A 21,674-nucleotide genomic window follows, 5' to 3' on the forward strand; every position below is an offset into this window, starting at 1 on the left:
ATTTTATCGTCTCCTCTAATAGATAATTTTCCTGTTCAATCTCCTTATATACATAAGAAAAAGCCGCTATGATCCTCATCACAGCGGCTTAGTTTACCCATATCTACATTATCATCAGTCAGCCACGTGTTCGATCCATAATGTTTTCAATTGTTCGGAAAACACCGGGGTGTGTTCAATGATAAACTGAGCTAAGAAAGAACGATCCAGTGCGTTCTGTACCATCTCCAGAGGAACTAATGCTGCTATATACAGTAAGACAAAAAGCAGGATATAATTCTCTATGAAACCAAGAATACCTCCCAATAGTGAATTCAATGAACTCAAGATTGGAAGCTCAGCGACAAAATCCAACATGGATGCGATGATATGTATAATGATTTTCACTCCAAAAAACAATATAGCAAAAGCTACCGCATTATAGAACGCTTGTTCCAATGGCATATTTTCCATGAAAATAGCCCAGGATGAATCGGCGGGCAATTCAGGATATGGAACCCAAAGGGTTAGCTTTGGGGATAAGTCATCGTAGTACATAGCCGCTACTACAAAAGAGACAATAAACCCAATTAGATGGAAGAGCTGGAGAATAAATCCTCTCTTCAGGCCAATTAGAACTCCAATTATTAATATAAAAAACAACAGTAAGTCAATCATGATTGTGGTCGTCCTTTTCCTCTTTCTTTTCTATATAATCCATCAGTTCCGTGCATTCTTCTTTTAACTTTATATATTCATTCATCGTATTAACAGCAGTCAAAACGGCGAGCTTAGCCGTATCCAGACTTGGATTTGCTTCGTGAATTTCTCGCATTTTCTGATCCACTAAGCTGGATACCATACGGATATGATGGGGTTCTTCATGACCAACTATAGTGTAAGACCGCTTATTGATCTCCACTGTAATTCTTTTCTTGTCTTGGTCCGATTGTGCCACGTCCATACCCCCTAGTTTCTCAATCCTAAATTTAATAGTAACATGAAGATATTGAATTAGGAAACCAATATGGATCTAATTTGCAAATGTTCTAATTTCAAATAGATTTTGCTATACTATTCATACCATTTTTGTTTACAGAAAGGAATTAAACATGCCACAAGTCGTCCTTAAATTACCAGCTTCAACCCTGGAAAAAATGAAGAATCATTATCATTCTCAACTTAAAAATCCGCCTCAAAACGCTATTTTTGCTGCTAAAACGAGCGCCTGCACCATTACAGCCTATCGTTCCGGTAAAGTTCTTTTCCAAGGTAAAAGTCCTGAATCGGAGTCTGAGCAATGGGGGAAACCAGACAAGGGGTCCCTTAAATCCAATAGTAGTTCTAGTTCTAAACAGCCGCACGCATTCCATCCACCGGAGAGCTTATTTACAAGTTCACACATTGGATCAGATGAAGCCGGAACTGGAGATTACTTCGGACCGATCACGGTTGCTGCCGCTTATGTTACGAAAGAGCAAGCACATACGCTAAAAGCCATCGGGGTTAAGGACTCTAAGCATTTAAATGACAGGCAAATCAGAGAGCTGGCTAAAAGCATCGTCGAGCTGAAAATCCCTTACAGTCTTTTGCGGCTTCCGAATAAAAAATACAATCAATGGCAGCGCAAGGGCTGGTCCCAAGGAAAAATGAAAACGATCCTGCATCATCAGGCTCTCGAAAAATTATTAGAAAAAATTTCTCCCAAGAAACCAGATGGGATTCTGATTGATCAATTTTCACAGCCGGAAGTTTACCAAAAGCATTTACGTAGTGAAAAATTACATTTGCAGCCTAACGTATATTTTATGACCAAAGCCGAAAGTTACTCGATTGCTGTTGCTGCAGGATCTATTATCGCTAGGTCAGCTTTTGTTAAGGAAATGGATCAATTAGAAATGGATACAGGGCTTTCTATTCCTAAAGGAGCATCCGCAAAAGTGGATCAGGCGGCAGCCCAAGTCATCAAACACTATGGTGAAGATAAGCTTGATGAGATAGCAAAAGTCCATTTTGCCAACACTCAAAAAGCTAAAAAGTTATAGAAGAAAAAACAGGTGACCCGGCAAATCCAGGCCACCTGTTTTTTTATCCACGAAGCTCTGCTTCATGTTGATCTTTAACAGCTGTTAAAATTTTGTCGTGCGCTTCTTCAACTTCTTCATCTTTTAAAGTACGGTGAGGGTCCAGATATAAAAGATTAAAGGCAAGGGATTTTTTCCCTTCTGGTAAATGATCGCCTTGATAGACATCAAACACCCGTACATCCTTAACCAATGGAGCTCCTGCTTCAGATATTGTATCGGTAATAGCGGCCGATGTTATTTGTTCGTCAACCACAAGCGCAATATCTCTTGAAACAGATGGATAACGCGGAATTGCCTGGAACGCTTCTTCTTTCGTATATTGAGCGAATAATTCCTCAGCGTTTAAGTCGAACACATACGTATCTTTCAAACCTAATTCCTTTTGAAGTTTAGGATGAACTTGTCCAATAAACCCGATTTCTTTATCTCCTGATTTCACTAGGGCCGTGCGTCCAGGGTGCATATGTGGAATCTTTGTTTTTTCATAGGTGAAGGACAGATCAAGCTGTGCACTCAACCCTTCCACAATTCCTTTCACTACATAGAAGTCCACTTCTTTCTTTTCCTGCTGCCAAGGATGTGATATCCACGTACCTGTTAACGCCCCAGATGCTCTTAAAATTTCACTCGGCTGTCTTGTTACTTGTTCTTCATTACTTACAAATACGGTCCCTACTTCATAATAGGAAAGATCCTTCTGCTTCCTTGCTACATTATAAGATAAGGATTGCAACAATTCAGGCAGCATACTGAGTCGCAGATGGCTGTGGTCTTCACTCATCGGCATCGCAAGAGCCACTGGAGATTTCGCCTGTCGTTTAATTTCCGGACTTACAAGCATCTGTGACCGTTCCTTTGGTGTTAATGAATACGTAATCGTTTCGTGCAGCCCTGCTCCCTCGAAATACGATTTCACTTTTCGTTTGAGCTGCTGTTCAAGAGTCAGCCCGCCTGCTTGCGAAGATCCTTGCGGAAGCGTGTAAGGAAGATTATCATACCCGAAAATACGCGCCACTTCTTCAAGCATATCTTCAAAAAGCTCTATATCCCCTCGGCGTGTAGGAATCTTTACATCAAAATTTTCTCCGTTTTGTTCATAGGAGAACTGAAGCCGGCGCAGGATATCAGCAATTTCTTCATTTGTAATGGAAGTTCCAAGACGATCGTTAATGACAGACGTTTCAATAGAAACCTTATTTTCAGAGCGATCCAACTGGTCCACGCTTACTGCACCTGATAAAACCGTACCGCCAGCATACTTGGCCAGGAGCTCACAGGCTCGCTTTCCTGCGCGCTCGACGCGGTTAGGATCTACGCCTTTCTCAAAGCGGTTACTTGACTCACTTCTTAAGCCATGATCTTTCGAAGCCTGCCGCACAACTGATGGATCGAAATAGGCCGCCTCTAGAATCAATGTTTTCGTATCTTCTTGAACTTCAGACTTGGCACCGCCCATAACTCCGGCAATCGCATGCGCTTCATCACCGTTTGTTATCACCAAATGATGATTCTTCAGTTCCCGCTTCTGATTATCTAATGTTGTAATCATTTCTCCGTCCTCTGCTCGTCTCGTTACAATCTTGTCAGAGTCAAAACGATCGTAATCAAAAGCATGAAGCGGCTGACCATATTCAAGCAGTACGTAGTTCGTAATGTCTACTACATTATTAATCGGGCGAATACCCGCAGCCGTTAATCGATTCCTCATCCACAGTGGAGAGGCACCTACTTTAATATCTTTAATGATGAAAGCCCCGTAATAAGGATTGGCTTGTTTGTCTTCCACTTCTACAGAAATGAAATCCTCAGCTGCTTCATTCGAATAGGGTACATCTTCTTTCTGCAGTTCATAGTCACCATCAATAGCCGCCGCCACCTCATACGCTACCCCCGCCATGCTCAGGGCGTCAGATCGATTAGGCGTTAAACCGAGTTCTATAATCTTATCATCTAAATTTAACAGAGAAAGAGCGTCCGCTCCTGCTTCAACATCTTCTGGGAAAACGAAGATCCCCTCCGCAAATTCTTTCGGGACGTCTTTTTCGTCTATACCCAGCTCCTGAAGAGAACAGATCATGCCATTGGACTCTTCTCCACGAAGCTTAGTTTTTTTTATTTTGAAATCACCTGGAAGAACAGCTCCAGGTTTTGCTACAGCTACTTGCTGTCCTTCTGCAATATTCGGAGCTCCGCAGACAATTTGCAGGGTTTCCTCTCCTACGTCGACCTGGCAAAGGGATAATTTATCAGCGTTTGGGTGTTGTTCACAGGACTGGACGTGTCCCACCACTACACCGGACACACCTTCTGCAACAGGTGTCACACTTTCCACTTCAATTCCTGTTTTCGTGATGATTTCAGCTAACTCTTCGGTTGAATAGCTGCTGATATCGATTAATTCTTGCAACCAATTGGATGATACAAGCATTGTTTTTCTCCTCCTTTACGCTTTGTGATATTGTTCTAAGAATCGGATGTCATTGGTATAGAAATTTCTAATATCATCCACACCATATTTCAACATTGCAATTCGCTCAGGTCCCATTCCAAATGCGAAACCGGAATATTCTTTTGGATCATATCCTGCCATTTCCAATACATTTGGATGAACCATACCCGCTCCTAATATCTCAATCCAGCCAGTTCCTTTACAGACAGAACAACCTTTTCCTTCACATACTTTACACGAAATATCCATCTCAACAGACGGTTCCGTAAATGGGAAGAAACTTGGGCGGAGTCTTATATCCCGTTCTGCTCCAAACATTTGTTTCGCAAAGGCGTTTAAGACCCCTTTCAAATCACTCATACGCACATGTTTATCGACTAAAAGTCCCTCTAATTGAGTAAACTGGTGAGAGTGAGTCGCATCGTCTGTATCCCTGCGGTAAACCTTACCTGGACAAATCATCTTCACTGGTTCATTTCCATTTTTCTGACCCATTGTACGTGCTTGCACTGGTGAAGTATGAGTACGAAGAAGCAATTCTTCCGTGATATAAAAAGAGTCCTGCATATCTCGAGCCGGATGTCCTTTAGGTAAGTTCAATGCTTCAAAGTTATAATAATCGGTTTCCACTTCAGGACCTTCTTTTATTTCAAAGCCCATTCCGATAAATAGATCTTCAATCTCTTCCACAATACTTGTAAGCAAATGAGGACCGCCAACACGTACAGGTCGTCCTGGAAGAGTCACGTCAATGCTCTCTGCTTCTAATTGTTTTTCGAGTTCTTGATCTTCCAGCCGAGTCTGTTTCGTATCAATTGCAGCGGCAATACTTTCTCTTACTTCATTAGCCAGCTGACCGATTACAGGCCTCTCTTCTTTGGATAATTTCCCCATGCCGCGAAGCACCTCTGTAATAGGTCCTTTTTTTCCTAAGTATTCTACCCGAACATCTTTCAAACTTTGTACGTTTTCGGATTTGCTAACTTTTTCTAGAGCTTCCTGCTTCAACTCTTCTAAACGCTCTTTCATCGAATATATCCTCCTTTAGTGAAAAATAAAAAAGTCCCGTCCCCAAAAAAGGGACGAGACTTGTCATGGTCGTTTCGCGGTACCACCCTTGTTGACACCTGTAGTGCCCACCTCAGATTGAATAACGGAATGAATTCCGGACCACTTGGATAGTGATCAGCTCCAGAGTGAAATTTCAGTAGTTGTCACGATAGAAGCACTTCCAGTCTAAGGTGCTTCCTCCCTGAGATCGATTCCCAATTACATACTTGCCTCTTTCTACGCTTTTTTTTTATAACTGCTTACTTATTATAGAGAATGAAAAAGCAGGATGCAACCCTATCCCTTCATATGGTACATCAATACGGCTGCGGCTATCGAAACATTTAATGATTCTGCTTCCCCGTAGATAGGGATATAAACAAGCTCATTCGCTAAATCCACAAGGTCCTGGGAAATTCCCTGTCCCTCATTCCCCACAATTAAAGCTGCCTTTTCCTGCGGCTGCAGTTTTTGAAAAGGAGTAGAATTTTGAAGAGTGGAGGCCCATATGGATGCACCGCTGCTTTTCAATTCTTCTATATAATCCTCTAAGTCACCCTTGAAGTGAGGAATATGGAAAATGGAGCCCTGAGTTGCGCGAATAACTTTATCATTATAAGGATCCACCGTCCCTGTTCCCAGGACAATATGATCAAATCCAGCTGCATCTGCCGTCCGGATTAATGTTCCTAAATTGCCTGGGTCCTGAACAGCATCCACTAACAATGTCAGGGGCGCTGGCGAATATTCCCATTCTTTCAGCCCTACTACTGCCGCAATCCCTTGAGGTGTTTCTGTTTCTGAAATGGCTGAAAACACTTGTCTGCTTACGGTTGTACATTTTGTCTGCTCAGGTACTGAAAAGCTTGCGTCTTCACTGATAATAAATTCAATAACAGGCCAGTCGCTTTTCATCGCTTCTTCAACTAAGTGATAACCTTCGATAAGAAAACGCTGTTCTCTGTTGCGATATTTTCTTTTATGTAGTTTTTTCCACTCTTTAACCTGTGCATTTTGAATGGATGTAATCATTGTCTTCCCTCATTTGTTCGTCTATTTCTAACTAATCATACATAGGTTTCACCTGTTGGGTCAAACTAAGGGGGAAACTTTCATAAAGAATAATTCAATATAAAGGAGGATTCCGTTAAAATGAATCTTAACTTAAGACAAGCCATTCTTTCCAATGTAACTGGGCATAACTCAGAGCAGCTGGAGGCAACAATTGATGATGCGATGCAAAAAGGCGAAGAAAAGATGCTCCCTGGCTTAGGCGTTTTCTTTGAGATGCTTTGGAAAGAGTCAGATGATCAGGAGAAACAAGAAATATTAAATACATTAGAGCAGAGCTTAAAAGAACCTACTGCTTAACTATGCATAACAAAGACCAGTCCCATTTGGACTGGTCTTCTTTTTCCTTTATTGGAAAGTAATCTCCTGAACTTTATCTGCATCCAGTTCCTTAATCACTTCTACAATCAAACTAACTGCATTTTCGAAGTCATCACGGTGAAGCATAGCTGCATGAGAATGAATATAGCGGGTAGCAATCGTAATGGACAAAGCAGGTACTCCGTCATGGCTTAAGTGGATCGCTCCAGAGTCTGTGCCACCGCCTGCAAGAGAATCAAATTGATAAGGTATTTGGTTTTTATCAGCCGTATCCGTCACAAAGTCACGCAAGCCCTTATGAGAAATCATAGACGCATCATACAAAATGATCTGAGGCCCATCTCCCATTTTACTGGAAGCATCCTTATCGGACACGCCAGGAGTATCGCCTGCAATTCCTACGTCTACACCAAAGGCGATATCGGGATTAATTAAGTTCGCAGCAGTACGGGCACCTCTAAGCCCCACTTCTTCCTGTACCGTACCTACACCATAAACCACGTTCGGGTGCTTTTCACCTTTTAGACGTTTTAAAACCTCAATAGCGATAGCACAGCCAATTCGGTTATCCCACGCTTTAGCAAGAAGCATTTTTTCATTTTTCATCTGAGTGAATTCGAAGTATGGAACCACAGAGTCTCCAGGCTTCACTCCAAATTCTTCAGCCTCTTCCCGGCTTGAAGCACCGATATCAATAAACATATCTTTGATTTCCACTGGTTTCTTACGCTGCTCAGCAGGAAGAATATGCGGCGGCTTCGAGCCAATAACACCTGTCAGGTCTCCCTTTCTTGTCATAAGAGTAACACGCTGGGCAAGCATCACCTGACTCCACCAGCCCCCGACCGTTTGGAAATAAACGTAGCCATGATCATCGATACGGGTAACCATGAAGCCCACTTCATCCAAGTGCCCTGCAACCATGACACTCGGACCTTTTTTATCTCCAGTCTTCTTAGCAATTAAGCTGCCAAGATTGTCCGTAAACACCTCATCAGCGAAAGGTGTAATATACCTTTTCATTACTTCACGAGCTTCCCTTTCATTTCCTGGTACCCCTTTAGCATCTGTAAGGTCTTTCAGCATGGTCAGTGTTTCATCTTTTTTAGCCATATGTAATAATTCCTCCTTTTTATTTCCAAGTGTTATTATATATCTTTTTAAGCGATTTCACAAAAAATTGCGTCTCTTTGCTCTTAATATCCCTGATCCTGCCGTTCATAATTCACTTCATTTTTAGCATGATACGCACGAACCAGTTCAGCTTCACTAAATCCCAGCGTCTCCCCCAGGCTAAGGTAGCTTCCGAATAATTTCTTATAATTTTGGTCATTTGTATGGTTACGAAACTGTTCTATTAGGGAATACACCGCTAGAAAAGCTTCTGTTTGTGATGCAAAAGGTGTAACAGGCTGCGACTCATACCGGTGCCCCAGGTCCAACCCTAAGGATAAAATAAAATGAAGACCATCTACATATTCTTCTAAAATTACTTCTTTCGCACTGGCTTGCTTGGTACTCCAGAATTTAAAGCAGCGCGTTTCGTTTGCTAATTCACCTAATTCCACTTGAAGAGCCAGGACCTTTTCTTTTATGTTTTCTGAGCTATTCAGTTGATGATGTGTTTCAATATAATGATCGAGCTTTTCCTGCATAAGGTATAAGGTTTCCCAATTCATAAGATCTGACTCCTTCCCAAAAGCGTATCCTTAATAAATGTATCATTTTTTGAAACAAAACGACACTTCAAAACGTATATAAACTACTAACCCAAAAATAGGGAGACGATAAGTATGATCATAATCCTTTTTCGTATATTATTACTAATTGCTATTGCATTCATCTTATATACAGCCTACAAATTTGCTGTTAATCCACGAAGGAAACTGGAACTGGCCCGTGATAAAAAAGAATTTTATTTTCATGATAACAAAGAAAATACAAAAGAGAACTTTCTTATGACTTACAAAGGGTTTGTATTTGAAGGAGAGAAATATTTAGGCACGACGGAGCATTCCTTCGAGGTGGTTACGATTAACGTGAGCACCCATGAGCCCGAAAGGCTTCAAGGACTGGATCGAGAAGACATTTATTTTCTAGAGCAGGAAATCCTTATACGCTACCCTTATGCCTCCATTGAGTGGAAATATCCTATTAATCGCTTGATTATTCATCCTTTAGATGACAATTATTAAAAAAGGCTGATCCACGATGTGGAGCAGCCTTTTTTCATGGAGCAGTATGAAAGAAATCTTTCCAAACAAAGACTTCAATTTTCTTTCGGATTGTAAAACTTAATACAACTAAAAAAATTGAAAAAATTATCATCATAGGGATGGACAATAAAGAAATCCACTGCCCCATGGACGTGTAGATCACAGCTAAGGGAAAGTTTGCAAAAAGGGAAGATTTTGCATATTCTTTGAAATCCGCGCTGATTTCCAATAAACAGTAGGATAGTAAATTGAAATGAATAAAAGGAATCAAACGAAGAACAGCCACTTGCTTAACCGTTAAGTGAGCATTCTTTTTCATCCACTTTTCCTTCAGTCCTCGAAGCCTTTTCAACCCTGAGGGAACCAACCGAATCGTACGATAGAAAAGAAGGCTTGATAACATAGTACCAATAACTGAATAAGCGGTGCCCGCAATGGGACCAAACCATACCCCTCCCGTGATGCACACAAGCATCACCGGTAAAAACAGAAAAGGCCTTAATAAATGAATACCTATGAATAAGAGCGGTGCCCAGGCTTCTTGATGTTCGATCCATGTAAGGATTGCAGAAGATGTGTCGCCCATTCAATCCCCCTCCCTAGCTACATTTTATGAGAACATCAGGAAAGGTAGAACTGAACAAATACGTATCCAATCAAGCCTGCTTGAAGTACAGCAAGTACAGGCAGTCCCAGGGCAAAAAGACGATGTTTGGTTTTATGGTGGAAAACATGCATACCTGCCCACCCTCCTAACGCGCCTCCCAGAATAGCTGCAAGCCATATGGTTTTTTCAGAAACTCTCCACTGATTTTTTACTGCCTTTCTTTTGTCCCTTCCCATAAGATAGAAGCAGATCAGGGACATGACGATTACGCTTATAACTATAAATCCAAATGCTATTTTCATTGTTTTCCCTGCCTCATATAAAAAAGCCATTTCCAGGCGTTCGGAAATGGCTTTTTTATAACAAAATTGTTTGTTCGACTCCAGCGTATTTACGCTTAAAAGTCTTTATTTAAGTGCAGATTTAGCCTGCTCCGCAAGATTCGCGAATCCTTGCTCATCACTAATAGCAAGATCAGCAAGCATCTTACGGTTTACTTCAACACCAGCAAGCTTTAACCCGTGCATAAGACGGCTGTAAGAAATGTCATTTGTACGTGCTGCCGCGTTAATACGTGCGATCCAAAGTCTGCGGAAATCACGTTTTTTCTGACGACGGTCACGGTACGCATACTGACCTGATTTCATTACTTGTTGTTTTGCTTGTTTGAATAAAGCATGTTTTGAACCATAATACCCTTTTGCTAGTTTAAGGACACGATTACGACGCTGACGTGTCACTGTTCCACCTTTTACTCGTGGCATGGGAATCCCTCCTATTTATTCGTTCTGTTATTAGTCTTTTGGAAGCATGTGCTTGATACGACGGTAGTCTCCAGCAGAAACTAGTGTATCTTTACGAAGTTTACGCTTCTGTTTTGTAGATTTATTTGCGAACAAGTGGCTAGTGAATGCGTGAGAACGTTTCACTTTACCTGTACCTGTTTTTTTGAAACGTTTTTGAGAACCTTTATGGGTTTTCATTTTTGGCATGTGAATTTCCTCCTTTTACTTTTTACAGTTTCTTACTTCTCGTTTAGAGGAGAAAGCATTAGAAACATACTTCGACCTTCCATTTTAGGCTTGGTCTCAACTTGGGCAATATCTTTGCACTCTTCAGCTACGCGCTCTAGTACATTCTGACCAAGTTCTTTGTGTGTGATCGCACGACCGCGGAAACGGACAGATGCTTTCACTTTATCGCCTTTACTCAAGAATTTACGAGCATTACGAAGCTTCGTATTGAAGTCATGCTCTTCGATATTCGGACTTAGGCGAATTTCTTTAACCTTAATAATGGTTTGCTTTTTGCGAGCTTCTTTTTCTTTCTTCTGCTGCTCAAAGCGGTACTTTCCGTAGTCCATCACTCGGCAAACCGGAGGCTTAGCGTTAGGAGCTACCATAACTAGATCAAGATTTGCGTTAGCCGCAATATCTAATGCTTCATTACGGGATTTAACTCCAAGCTGCTCACCATTTACATCGATTAGACGAACTTCACGGGCACGAATTTTCTCATTAACATTCATGTTATCCTTGCTAATATTGAGCCACCTCCAACATATTTAGAAAACTTCTATTAGATCTGTCATCGACAAGAATTTTCAGCATAAAAAAAGTGTCGGTACACATACTGCACCCACACGTCTCCTAAGAAAACAAAGGAAATAATAACCTGCCAACTGCTTGAAGCGTCAATCAGGTGAGAAGCGGGTGCTTCTACTTGTCTCTAGATCCGTTCATTAAGTTACCTAAACTATAATAGCATGCCTATTGAGTAATGTCAATAAGTCTCTTGTTCTTTTACTTACACCTTTAATAGCTTAAAGGATACTGGATTAAAAATCAAGGTCTGAATTGTAAACTTATGAGTGATAAACACGGGGACGCACCCCCGTGTTTATCACTTATTTCCTTAACAGCTTCTGGTCAATCTCATTTCTAATTTCTTCTTTAAATTTGTTCACTGATTTTGTAGCTGAATCCTGTTCTCCATATCTGCGTACATTAACAGCTTTATCTTCAATTTCCCGATCTCCGACAACCAATTGGAACGGTACTTTCTGAATTTGTGCTTCCCTTATTTTATAGCCGATTTTTTCATTTCGTTCATCTACTTCAACACGAATACCGGCCTGTCTTAATTCATCTTCTAACTCTTTAGCATAGTCAAGATGGGCATCAGCTGAAACAGGAATAATTTTCGCCTGTACGGGCGCCAGCCATGTAGGGAAGACCCCTTTATATTCTTCTATTAGAAAAGCGACAAAACGCTCCATAGTTGATACGACGCCGCGGTGAATAACGACAGGGCGGTGATCATTTCCATCTTCTCCAACGTACGTTAGATCGAAGCGTTCAGGTAAATGGAAGTCGAGTTGGATCGTCGATAACGTTTCATCTTTCCCAAGTGCTGTTTTCACTTGAACATCGAGCTTAGGACCGTAAAAAGCGGCCTCGCCTTCAGCTTCCACGTATTCAAGCTGCATATCCTCCATTGTTTCTTTCAGCATGTCCTGGGCTTTATGCCACATTTCATCATTATCCACATACTTTTCTTTGTCCTCAGGATCGCGATAAGAAAGTCGGAAATAATAATCATTAATTCCAAAGTCATGGTAAACCTCTTGTACGAGTCGAACAACGCGCTTAAACTCATCTTTCAATTGATCAGGTCGGGCAAATATATGAGCATCATTCAAAGTCATGGCCCTAACGCGCTGTAAACCAGCTAGAGCTCCTGACATTTCATGGCGGTGCATAGTTCCGAGCTCTGCAATCCTTACCGGCAAATTACGATAACTGTATAATTGGTTTTTATAAACCATCATATGGTGCGGGCAGTTCATGGGACGAAGGACAAGGTCCTCATTATCCATTTCCATCACCGGGAACATATCATCCTGATAGTGATCCCAATGACCACTTGTCTTATATAAATCAACACTTCCAAGAACAGGTGTGTATACATGATCGTAACCTAGACGTTCTTCTGTATCCACAATGTATCTTTCAATGGTACGTCTGATTGTCGCTCCTTTTGGCAGCCACATAGGAAGTCCCTGTCCCACTTTTTGATTAACGGTAAATATTTCAAGTTCTTTCCCCAGCTTACGGTGATCGCGCTCTTTAGCTTCTTCTAATAGATGCAAGTATTCTTCCAGCTGGTCTTTCTTCTCAAAAGCTGTACCATAGATACGCTGAAGCATTTTATTATCACTATCTCCGCGCCAGTATGCTCCTGAAATACTCAGCAATTTGAAAATTTTAATTTTACTAGTTTGAGGAACATGAACTCCCCGGCAAAGATCGAAAAACTCTCCTTGCTTATAAATAGTAACCTGTTCTCCCTCTGGAATATCATCTATTAATTCTAGTTTCAGATCATCACCAATTTGGCGGAACTTCTCTTTAGCTTCCTCGCGGGAAAGCTCAATTCGCTCTACTTCGAGGTTTTCATCTACAATCTTCTGCATTTCTTTTTCGATTTTCGGCAGGTCTTCTGGAGTGATGGATTCCTCCATGTCGATATCATAATAAAACCCATTTTCGATCACGGGACCTACACCAAGTTTGACATTACCGTAAAGGCGCTTCACAGCTTGAGCCATCAGGTGAGCTGAAGAGTGTCTCAACACTTCTAAACCTTCCGGGTTTTTATACGTAAGTATTTCAATCGTCCCGTCTTCTTCAATTGGACGTCTTAAATCAAAAGGTTCCCCATCCAATTTCACTGCCAGCGCTTGTTTCTTTAACCCTGGTGAGATGGAATGGGCAATTTCTTCACCCGTGGTGCCGCGCTCATATTCTTTCACGTTTCCATCTGGAAATTTAATATTAATTGCATTGGCCATCATAAACACTCCCTTTTACTGTACTAAAAAAACGCCCGTCCCGTAGCTTCCTCAGCTAAGGGACGAGCGTTATCACTCGTGGTTCCACCCAAAATTCCCGCATTCCATGCGGCTTCATTCATCCTTAACGAGGATTAGGCGCTGCCCACTACTAAAAAGGTTCGTAAGCAAAGCTCAAAGGTGGTAAATAACGAAGTCGTCAGGCAGGAGCTTTCAGCCGGTGGCTCCCTTCTCTAATCAAGCGTCATTTCGTATTGTTGTCCTTATCATAGCTGGTTATTTAAATATGTAGGTATTATATCCATTATTCCAATGGAAATCAAGAGATTTCAAAAGGAAATTCTGATAGAGGTTTCCAGCTGGCCTTCTCTTCAAAGATACTCATCAATAATTCCAGTTCTGAATCATTTGTTTTATCTGAATAAATGATAAGCTCATCAGGAGCGTGCACAAGAGCCGGCGTGATATTCCACCGAAGAGGCAGATCTTTAATGGAATCATCAGGATACTGCCTTCTATAAAGCAAAGTCTCGGATTCACTTAATGAATTGCCCTCATCATGGTAGTAGTGAAGTGAACCATTTTCCAGCAGATGCAACAGCTGGATACCCGTATCCATGCGGTGTACACGGCACCTCCAAGAATCCAAAAGCAACTGAAAGGATTCTTCTTGTTTATATTCATCAATCAACAGCCCCGTGTATTCGATTACCGTGCTATGAAGATCCTCTAAACAATAAACACTCAATCCATCAAAATCCACATTCCTGTCTCCGCTTAGATACTTCTGAATAGCAGCTCTTAAATTCAAGTTAACATCGGGCAGGTCCAGGCTCTTTGGAGGCTTATCCTCGAATTCATGCGCAATCTCCAAGATCCGCTGGACTTCCTCCTGATCGACATAATAATAGCGATGTTTTAAAACACCTTCTATCCATCCCAGCCATTTCCTTTCTCTTATTACCATTAAAAGTCCCTCAACCGCTTCCTGATAATACATCCAATCTAGTGAGGAACCTGTTTCTCCCAATACCGCAAAATGGTTATTATACTCTTTAAGATACCAATGCCTCTGTGTATGATCGATGGATTTTAAAAAACTAACGGCCTCAGCCCGTTTAGAAAAATGTACACAAAACAATAGTATTCCCCCTAATTCCCGGCTTCCTTCCAAACTATATCATGTGGCTTCACGCCTTTTAAAAGTATGAAGTGGACAAAGCCTAAAAGGCGAGACTCCAAGTATGAGTTTGTCCTTTTCCATCTTATATTTATGTTTCAATGTCATAAATCATGATACAGATCGTTAAAAATTAGAGGGGTTATTCTCGGCGATTGCGACCGTCTACATTGACCGCCTGGCTAAGCTGCTTTATTCTTTCTGTAATTCTTTTCGCTTTCACTTGTTCTACATCACCGCGATTGCTCAGCATGAGTACTTTCTCCAGTTCTGGCAGACTATAATTAGAAGTAAAGAACACGGGCAGACGCTCCATCATGCGATAGTGTAATATAGAGCCTAGCACTTCATCTCTAAACCATGCAGACTGAGACTCTGCACCGATATCGTCAAGCATGAGCACAGGCGTTTCTTTAAATGCTTCAATCTTCTCATTCATAGAATCATCTTTAATTGATGCTTTAATCTCTCGTACAAATTCAGGCATATATATAATCATTGATGGAATATTCTTATCGCTCAATTCATTGGCTATAGCTCCAAGAAAGTACGTCTTACCAACTCCAAAAGGTCCATGAAAGTATAATCCCTTGCTTGGCAGCTCTTCATTTAAATTTTCAATATAGCGGACTGTCTTTTCCACCGCACTGCCACGGTCCGGATCCTTTAGATCAAGTCTGGATAAACTTGCTTCTAAAATTTCCCTTGGCATGTGTAAACTTTTCACCAGAGACTTCTGCTTTTGCTGTTCTTCCACTTTCCTCTGACGGCGGCACTTATCATAAGCTAATTTAACTTCGCTGCCTTCCACTTCAGCGCGGGGCACATAACCCGGAAGTATATTAATACACTCCTCCCGTGAAGGACACTTCTCACAGTCTTTAGATTGAGATTGATATTCATATAATTTAATTAACTGTTTTTCTACTGCATCTTCTGTCAGAGAAGGATGATTTCTGATTAATTGTGACACTTCCTCAGACTGGACAACCTCTTCTTTCATACGATTCATTCGTTCCTGGAACTGTTTATGATCGCGCATCCATTTCTTTAATGATCTTTGAATCGGTTCCATGGCTCTTCTCACACCTTATTTTCAGTTTCCTTTATTCGTCAGCCTTTTAATTCTCTCTGCGATCTCATCCGTATTTACAGCTGAATCCTGATGGCTCTGCTCATTATTTTTTTCCTTCTGGTTGAACCAGGCAGGAATAACTTCATCCTGTTTACTTTTTCGTTTATAATGATTTTGATTGCCCCACTGCTGATATTTCTGATGTTCAGCTTTCGCTAAATTCATGGCTTGTCTTACAGTAGTCACATTCTTTCTCGTCCAATGACCAGCAATTTTCTCCATATAGGCTTTGGATAACTTCATATCAGTCTTTAGCATTACATAATGAACAAGTACATTCATGACTCCAGGAGAAAGACCTTGTTCTGTCATAACATCACGAATCAGCTTTAAATCCTGGTCGGAGGCTTTATTACCGCCTGACAGGTCCTCAAGCAATTCACGCGGGGAAATTTGCTCCAGCATATCAATAAACTGATCCCCTTTACTTTTTGATTTGCTCGAGCCAGCTACCGCTTTTTCTCTTTGGTCAATATGACTGAAATTTCGGCTTGAAGGCTTTTCCTTCATAAAATCGTGGCAAGCTGCCTTTAACTCATCGGCTACTAACCGGTAATTTTCATCAATTGCCCAGGTAACAGCTTTTTCGATATCCAACAAACTTAAGTTGTAGAGAGAAGCGAGCTGGGTGATCAAACGCTTATTAGCTCCAGTTAGTATCTTGTCGCTTGGATACATTCGTTTCTTTAAGGCATCTTGCAGCCATTCAAAATCCACAAAGTCATCTTGCAGAAAAGGACCTCCGCTCTTTCGAGAATAATTTTCTGTTTTCTGATCATTGGCTTCAGACCTTGCCGCTTCAATCGTTTGAGAATGAAAAACTTCTCCGAATGTAGCGGTCACTTCCTCAAGACCCTCCACTGCATACTCTTGCTTAACAAGACGCCTTTTGAGCTGCTCATATTTTTCTGAGCCCAATTCATGATATAACAGCATAGCCAGCATATTATCAAGAAAAAAGCCCTCGGGTGCAAAAGGCGGGTGAAGTCTGTATAAATATTCCGTCTGCTTCTCACTCGTTGAAAAACGATACGTTTGCAACAGGCCGATAGCCTCCAGTTTTTTTCTAGCTTCGTATATTTTATCCAAAGGCACTGACAAATACGACATCAAGGTGTGATGGGTTTGAATTTCTCCAGAAGAAGCCATATCATACTCAGACACTAATACTTGGTATAAAGAAACAGCTAATTGACCGATAATCGGCTGATAAAGATGAGTTAGTGATCGATAAGCACTTACAGGAAGTTCTCCGCACTTAGATAATCGAAACCCGTCCACCGGAAGAAGCTTTCCTACAGAATGATTCACAACAACACCTCCGATCTTTCATGAAAATAGAAAATGAGCCACGTCAGGCTCATTCTTCATCCTCGTGTTTAATTAAATCTTTCAGTTCATCTATAAATACGTTGATATCTTTAAACTGTCTGTAAACTGAGGCAAAACGAACGTAAGCAACTTCATCAATGTGGGCTAAACGTTCCATAACCATTTCACCAATATCTTTACTCATTACTTCAGAAACCCCGCGATTTCTTAATTCTTTCTCAATATCCAGGGTCACATTTTCTAATTCTTCAACGGCAACCGGACGTTTTTCGCAAGCCCTGATTAAACCGCGCATTAGTTTTTCACGGCTGAACTCTTCCCTTGTACCTTCTTTTTTTACAACAATTAACGGAACCTCTTCAATACGTTCGAAAGTAGTAAAGCGGAAATCACATTGTTCGCATTCTCTTCTTCTTCGAATCGACTGTCCTTCTTCAATTGGTCTAGAATCAAGGACTTTGGTACTTTTATAGTGGCAATTCGGACATTTCAAACTCGATCAACTCCACATAGTCTTCATTTCATTGGCATCCTTACGATGGATCCACTCTAGTAAATTGTCCATCCAATTCGTCATAGAGATTAACAATTAAATTACGGCTGAATCCCAAATCTACAGGTCCTCCTGAATCCGTTGTTACAGAAAAATCTACAGCTATCCGAAAAGGACGCACCATAATAATCGTCGCCACTACAAATGCACGCCTCTTCCCTTTATACTTTACTGTGATTTCCCCACGCTCTTTAGACACGGCAACAATTTCTGAAGGGGAGGGAAACAGAGACTCCACTCCACGAATAAGTTCCTCATGCTTAGCATTGTAGTAATGGGTAACAAGTTTCTCATCTTTATGCTGCTCACTAGTTTCCGAATGATTACTAAAATATCTGGATATAAATGCTTTCACTTACCTAACCCCTTCATTCCATTCGACATTGGCTTCCTACATTTTAACACGATTCAACAAAATAAGAAATGGGAACTCAAATGGAGGAAGCAGGTGAGTATGATGCGAATTTGGAACACACAAAGATTCAAAAAAGCCACACAGAATATTCTGTGTGGCTTTTACCTGTACAATTATAAAGCTCGTGACTGTTCAACTTCTACAGGACCCATTCCTCTTGGAACTTCCACTGTTTCATTGCGCCCTGCCTCTAAAGCTTCCACAATAAAATGAGCTGCAACATTAGGGTCTATACGATCTCCGCATGTGTAAACATCAATACTAGCATATCCATGTTCGGGAAAGCTGTGAATCGTCAAATGGGATTCAGAAATAATGACTACTCCGCTAACACCGTGAGGTGCGAATTTATGAAAAGCAACTTCTCTTACTTCTGCCCCTGCTTTTAAAGCGGCGTCGACAAAAACTTGTTCTATATACGACATATCATTCAATTTTCCTTCATTACAATCCCATAGTTCAGCTATTACATGTCTTCCCATTGTATCCATAATTAGGATCCCCCTTTTGTACATTAACTTCTTCCCCTTCTAAAAAACAGTCATGCACTACCACGGGGGAAAGTTAGTCCTGAGAGGTCCTAACCCTTTGAGTAGAGATGAAATGGATTGAAATTCAGAAGGTCAAAAAGAAGTATATACGTTATACCCCCATTTTGCAAGATTTATTTTTACATGGCTCTCTCTATAACTTTTAATAATGAGAGTTCCTGTAAAATAATACCTTACACGATGGTCCTATTATAAGATACTTATGGGGTGATTGGCTACTAAGAAACACGGGCTTCTTTTTCTTGCTTCATTACATTTCCTACATATTTCGCAAGATCAACGACACGGCAGGAATATCCCCACTCATTATCGTACCAGGCTAATATTTTTACTTTGCGGTTCTCAATTACCTGTGTAGAAAGAGCATCAATAATTGCAGAAGAAGGCGAAGTTGTATAATCAATGGATACCAACGGTTCTTCGTTATACTCTATTATACCTTTCATCTCTCTTGAAGCCTTATTGGAAAACGATTGATTCACTTCTTCGGCTGTTACATCTCTTTTTAGATCCACGACTAAATCAACTAATGAAACGTTTGGTGTAGGAACTCTCAAAGCCATACCATTTAATTTCCCATTCAAGCTGGGAATGACTTCCCCAAGCGCTCTGGCAGCTCCTGTCGAAGTTGGTATAATGGATTGAGTACACCCTCGAGCTCTTCGCAAATCTTTATGAGGATTATCTAAGTTTTTTTGATCATTTGTAAAAGAATGGACCGTTGTCATCAGACCATTTTCTATTCCAAATTCATCTTCCAGAACTTTAACTACTGGAGCGAGGCAGTTGGTCGTGCATGAAGCATTGGAGATCACATGATGCTGTTTCGGGAGATAGGTTTCTTCGTTTACTCCCATGACGATCGTTGCATCAACTTGCTTGCCAGGAGCTGTGATAATTACTTTTTTTGCACCTGCTTCAATGTGCAAAGAGGCTTCATCCTTAGTTCTGAACTTACCTGTAGCTTCTATAACAATGTCTACTCCGAGACGATCCCATGGCAATTCCAGAGGATTACGAGTGGAACACATCACTATTTTTTTCCCATTCACTTCCAAACCATCTGCTACCGCTCTAATTTCTCCATCGAAACGACCATGTACACTATCATACTTCAACATATGAGCTATAGTTTCAGCAGGATAACTGGCATTAACTGCTACTAGTTCAATTGAATCATCTGCTGCAGCTTTTCTAAAAACCATTCTCCCGATTCTACCTAAGCCATTTATAGCGATCTTTGTTTTCCCCATGCTCCAGCCCCCTATATATATGATATACTTTAAAATCGATTTTTCAGAAATAGTATAACATATTGTAAGCGCTTTTTCAGTTAAACCAAGATTTTTTTTAAAGTAGGCAACACTAAGAATGATCATTTTCGCAGATTCCTTATCAAACTATTTACAATAATTCTGATTTTTCTTATGGCAGAAAGGTTTCGTTGCTTTTAAAATGCGTCTGTTACATATAAAGGATTTGGTTTACAGATAAGCTCCCGATAATCCAGGACTCAGCTTCAGCCCTGCGCCGTGCATCAAATCGCTTACGCAGCCACCCTCATCGACCTATAATTATGACTAACTTTCCATAGAATCTAAAAATAAGAAACACGCCAAAACTAAAAAAGTTCTGACGTGTTACTATACGATGTTCCACTGATGAAGTATGTCTTTTAATTGTTGAAAACTTTCCTCTACAGATCCATTATTATCGATTACAGCATCCGCCATTTTTGCTTTTTCCGTGACAGATAATTGTGCCTGGATTCTTTCTTCGGCTTCTTCACGTTCTGATTGATCCCTTTCCATCAGTCGGTTCAGCTGTGTTTCTTCATCAACATAGACCACCATTACCCGGTCTACATAACTGGTAAGTCTACTCTCAAAAAGCAAGGGGATATCAAGCACTACAGCTGGATAGCCTTCAGCCTTGTATGCCTCTCTCTCTTCCAGCATTTCCTGTCTCACTTGCGGATGAACAATGGAGTTTAACTGTTGCCTCTTTTCTTCATCCGAAAAAATAATTTTTCCAAGCCGCTTTCGGTCAATCGTACGGTCATCCTGAAGAATTTGAAAACCAAAAGCCTCCACAATTTTATTGTAGGCAGACTCTCCTGGTTCCACAACCTTTCTAGAAAGGCGATCGGCATCCACAACTGGAATGTTAAACCTCGAAAACATTTGGGAAACGGTACTTTTACCGCTGGCAATACTTCCGGTCAATCCAATAACAACGGTCAAACTGAAACCTCCTTACGTTAATTTGATTATCCCTATTGTAATTAACAATACAGCAGGTACAATCGAGACACTTTCTGCTTTTTCACTTAATTTAGCTCCGCTCAAAATCCCAGCATAGAGCATAATAAAAGTAATGATTGAAATCCATAAAGCTGTTACAAAAGGTTCAACCCCCATAAACGCTCCGCTGATGCCGGCACCGAGTGTATCCAGTGAAAGGGCGGCTCCCAGCAGCCATACTTCTTTCCCCTTTATACCACCGGACTGATCAACGTCAGCTGCTACAGGATCGTTAAGTACGCGGGCAGGCTGGGACCATGGCTCTTTCTTCTGACTATGATCAGGTTTGCGAAAGTATTGATATAAAAAATACAATCCAATTCCTATTAAAGCTAGTGCGCCAACTCTCTCCGCATAATCAGGATGAACAATCGGCAATATAAGCGCGCCCATGTAAGAAGAGACCATGAATCCTGCACCTGATAAAAAAGCAATCGTTAGAATCCCTCTCAGTGAAAGGCTGATCTTTTTCATCCCCAGAACGCACCCTATTCCAAAACTGTCTATACTAAGTGCAATTACAAATAAAAAAGTGAAAGTCGTAATCCCCATCTATTCCACCCCTGTTCGCT

25 protein-coding genes and 1 other annotated feature are annotated in these 21,674 nt (G+C 41.0%); of the genes, 3 read left to right on the forward strand and 22 right to left on the reverse strand.

Features of this window, described 5'->3' with window-relative positions; genetic code table 11:
- Window positions 1-114: 114 nt before the first annotated feature.
- Together HBHAL_RS13335 and zapA are read right to left on the reverse strand one after the other, a co-directional pair.
- Window positions 115-657 carry a CvpA family protein gene (locus HBHAL_RS13335; RefSeq protein ID WP_014643959.1) on the reverse strand — a complete coding sequence of 181 codons (543 nt, stop codon included), beginning with the start codon at window positions 655-657 and terminating at the stop codon, window positions 115-117.
- Window positions 650-943, reverse strand: a complete 294-nt coding sequence (zapA, locus tag HBHAL_RS13340) for a cell division protein ZapA (RefSeq protein ID WP_041601379.1) — start codon at window positions 941-943, stop codon at window positions 650-652. The genes HBHAL_RS13335 and zapA overlap by 8 nt, the downstream gene beginning before the upstream one ends.
- Window positions 944-1,091: 148 nt before the next feature.
- Here zapA and rnhC point away from each other — a divergent pair, with 148 nt between their 5' ends.
- A complete protein-coding gene (gene rnhC, locus HBHAL_RS13345; protein WP_014643961.1) occupies window positions 1,092-2,024 on the forward strand; it encodes a ribonuclease HIII in 933 nt (310 codons plus the stop codon).
- Window positions 2,025-2,067: 43 nt separating this feature from the next.
- On the opposite strand, the gene pheT is transcribed toward rnhC, so the two are convergent.
- The 3 genes from pheT to HBHAL_RS13360 form a co-directional block, all read right to left on the reverse strand.
- Complete coding sequence (gene pheT, locus HBHAL_RS13350; RefSeq protein WP_014643962.1) at window positions 2,068-4,494, reverse strand: phenylalanine--tRNA ligase subunit beta; 2,427 nt, start codon at window positions 4,492-4,494, stop codon at window positions 2,068-2,070.
- A 15-nt stretch (window positions 4,495-4,509) separates the two neighbouring features.
- A complete protein-coding gene (gene pheS, locus HBHAL_RS13355) occupies window positions 4,510-5,544 on the reverse strand; it encodes a phenylalanine--tRNA ligase subunit alpha (protein ID WP_014643963.1) in 1,035 nt (344 codons plus the stop codon).
- Window positions 5,545-5,862: 318 nt separating this feature from the next.
- Entirely contained in the window at window positions 5,863-6,597 is a 735-nt protein-coding gene (locus HBHAL_RS13360) for a TrmH family RNA methyltransferase (protein WP_014643964.1), read from the reverse strand.
- Between the two features lie 120 nt (window positions 6,598-6,717).
- On the opposite strand from HBHAL_RS13360, the gene sspI reads away from it, so the two are divergent.
- Entirely contained in the window at window positions 6,718-6,936 is a 219-nt protein-coding gene (gene sspI, locus HBHAL_RS13365; RefSeq protein ID WP_014643965.1) for a small acid-soluble spore protein SspI, read from the forward strand.
- Window positions 6,937-6,984: 48 nt separating this feature from the next.
- Here the strand turns inward: sspI and HBHAL_RS13370 are convergent, their stop codons facing one another.
- Complete coding sequence (locus HBHAL_RS13370) at window positions 6,985-8,070, reverse strand: M42 family metallopeptidase (RefSeq protein ID WP_014643966.1); 1,086 nt, start codon at window positions 8,068-8,070, stop codon at window positions 6,985-6,987.
- 83 nt (window positions 8,071-8,153) lie between these two features.
- The gene (locus HBHAL_RS13375) at window positions 8,154-8,636 is read right to left on the reverse strand and encodes a dUTP diphosphatase (RefSeq protein ID WP_014643967.1); all 483 of its coding nucleotides are present in this window, start codon (window positions 8,634-8,636) and stop codon (window positions 8,154-8,156) included.
- 114 nt (window positions 8,637-8,750) lie between these two features.
- Here HBHAL_RS13375 and HBHAL_RS13380 point away from each other — a divergent pair, with 114 nt between their 5' ends.
- Window positions 8,751-9,152, forward strand: a complete 402-nt coding sequence (locus HBHAL_RS13380; RefSeq protein ID WP_014643968.1) for a hypothetical protein — start codon at window positions 8,751-8,753, stop codon at window positions 9,150-9,152.
- Between the two features lie 34 nt (window positions 9,153-9,186).
- Here HBHAL_RS13380 and HBHAL_RS13385 read toward each other — a convergent pair whose 3' ends face one another.
- From HBHAL_RS13385 to HBHAL_RS13455, 15 genes are all read right to left on the reverse strand, one after another.
- Window positions 9,187-9,759, reverse strand: a complete 573-nt coding sequence (locus HBHAL_RS13385; RefSeq protein ID WP_014643970.1) for a TVP38/TMEM64 family protein — start codon at window positions 9,757-9,759, stop codon at window positions 9,187-9,189.
- A 35-nt stretch (window positions 9,760-9,794) separates the two neighbouring features.
- Complete coding sequence (locus HBHAL_RS13390) at window positions 9,795-10,112, reverse strand: DUF1294 domain-containing protein (RefSeq protein ID WP_231853948.1); 318 nt, start codon at window positions 10,110-10,112, stop codon at window positions 9,795-9,797.
- Between the two features lie 75 nt (window positions 10,113-10,187).
- The gene (gene rplT, locus HBHAL_RS13395) at window positions 10,188-10,544 is read right to left on the reverse strand and encodes a 50S ribosomal protein L20 (protein WP_014643972.1); all 357 of its coding nucleotides are present in this window, start codon (window positions 10,542-10,544) and stop codon (window positions 10,188-10,190) included.
- A 30-nt stretch (window positions 10,545-10,574) separates the two neighbouring features.
- Window positions 10,575-10,772 (reverse strand): 50S ribosomal protein L35, encoded by a 198-nt coding sequence (gene rpmI, locus HBHAL_RS13400; protein WP_014643973.1) that lies wholly within the window; start codon window positions 10,770-10,772, stop codon window positions 10,575-10,577.
- 32 nt (window positions 10,773-10,804) lie between these two features.
- Window positions 10,805-11,308, reverse strand: a complete 504-nt coding sequence (gene infC / locus HBHAL_RS13405; protein ID WP_014643974.1) for a translation initiation factor IF-3 — start codon at window positions 11,306-11,308, stop codon at window positions 10,805-10,807.
- Window positions 11,309-11,385: 77 nt separating this feature from the next.
- Window positions 11,386-11,510, reverse strand: a sequence feature (ribosomal protein L20 leader region).
- A gap of 176 nt (window positions 11,511-11,686) precedes the next feature.
- Complete coding sequence (gene thrS / locus HBHAL_RS13410) at window positions 11,687-13,633, reverse strand: threonine--tRNA ligase (protein WP_014643975.1); 1,947 nt, start codon at window positions 13,631-13,633, stop codon at window positions 11,687-11,689.
- Between the two features lie 319 nt (window positions 13,634-13,952).
- A complete protein-coding gene (ytxC, locus tag HBHAL_RS13415; RefSeq protein WP_014643977.1) occupies window positions 13,953-14,774 on the reverse strand; it encodes a sporulation protein YtxC in 822 nt (273 codons plus the stop codon).
- Window positions 14,775-14,955: 181 nt separating this feature from the next.
- Window positions 14,956-15,888 carry a primosomal protein DnaI gene (gene dnaI / locus HBHAL_RS13420; RefSeq protein WP_014643978.1) on the reverse strand — a complete coding sequence of 311 codons (933 nt, stop codon included), beginning with the start codon at window positions 15,886-15,888 and terminating at the stop codon, window positions 14,956-14,958.
- 21 nt (window positions 15,889-15,909) lie between these two features.
- Entirely contained in the window at window positions 15,910-17,259 is a 1,350-nt protein-coding gene (locus tag HBHAL_RS13425; RefSeq protein ID WP_014643979.1) for a replication initiation and membrane attachment family protein, read from the reverse strand.
- A gap of 49 nt (window positions 17,260-17,308) precedes the next feature.
- Window positions 17,309-17,773 carry a transcriptional regulator NrdR gene (nrdR, locus tag HBHAL_RS13430; RefSeq protein WP_014643980.1) on the reverse strand — a complete coding sequence of 155 codons (465 nt, stop codon included), beginning with the start codon at window positions 17,771-17,773 and terminating at the stop codon, window positions 17,309-17,311.
- Between the two features lie 40 nt (window positions 17,774-17,813).
- The gene (locus HBHAL_RS13435; RefSeq protein ID WP_014643981.1) at window positions 17,814-18,188 is read right to left on the reverse strand and encodes a hypothetical protein; all 375 of its coding nucleotides are present in this window, start codon (window positions 18,186-18,188) and stop codon (window positions 17,814-17,816) included.
- A gap of 173 nt (window positions 18,189-18,361) precedes the next feature.
- On the reverse strand, window positions 18,362-18,739 hold the full coding sequence (gene speD, locus HBHAL_RS13440) for an adenosylmethionine decarboxylase (protein WP_014643982.1): 378 nt from the start codon (window positions 18,737-18,739) through the stop codon (window positions 18,362-18,364).
- A 278-nt stretch (window positions 18,740-19,017) separates the two neighbouring features.
- On the reverse strand, window positions 19,018-20,052 hold the full coding sequence (locus tag HBHAL_RS13445; protein ID WP_014643983.1) for a glyceraldehyde-3-phosphate dehydrogenase: 1,035 nt from the start codon (window positions 20,050-20,052) through the stop codon (window positions 19,018-19,020).
- Window positions 20,053-20,442: 390 nt separating this feature from the next.
- Window positions 20,443-21,042 carry a dephospho-CoA kinase gene (coaE, locus tag HBHAL_RS13450; protein ID WP_014643984.1) on the reverse strand — a complete coding sequence of 200 codons (600 nt, stop codon included), beginning with the start codon at window positions 21,040-21,042 and terminating at the stop codon, window positions 20,443-20,445.
- Window positions 21,043-21,054: 12 nt separating this feature from the next.
- Entirely contained in the window at window positions 21,055-21,654 is a 600-nt protein-coding gene (locus tag HBHAL_RS13455) for a manganese efflux pump (RefSeq protein ID WP_014643985.1), read from the reverse strand.
- Between the last annotated feature and the right edge of the window lie 20 nt (window positions 21,655-21,674).

Source organism: Halobacillus halophilus DSM 2266, from assembly GCF_000284515.1.
Taxonomy (GTDB): Bacteria; Bacillota; Bacilli; order Bacillales; family Halobacillaceae; genus Halobacillus; species Halobacillus halophilus.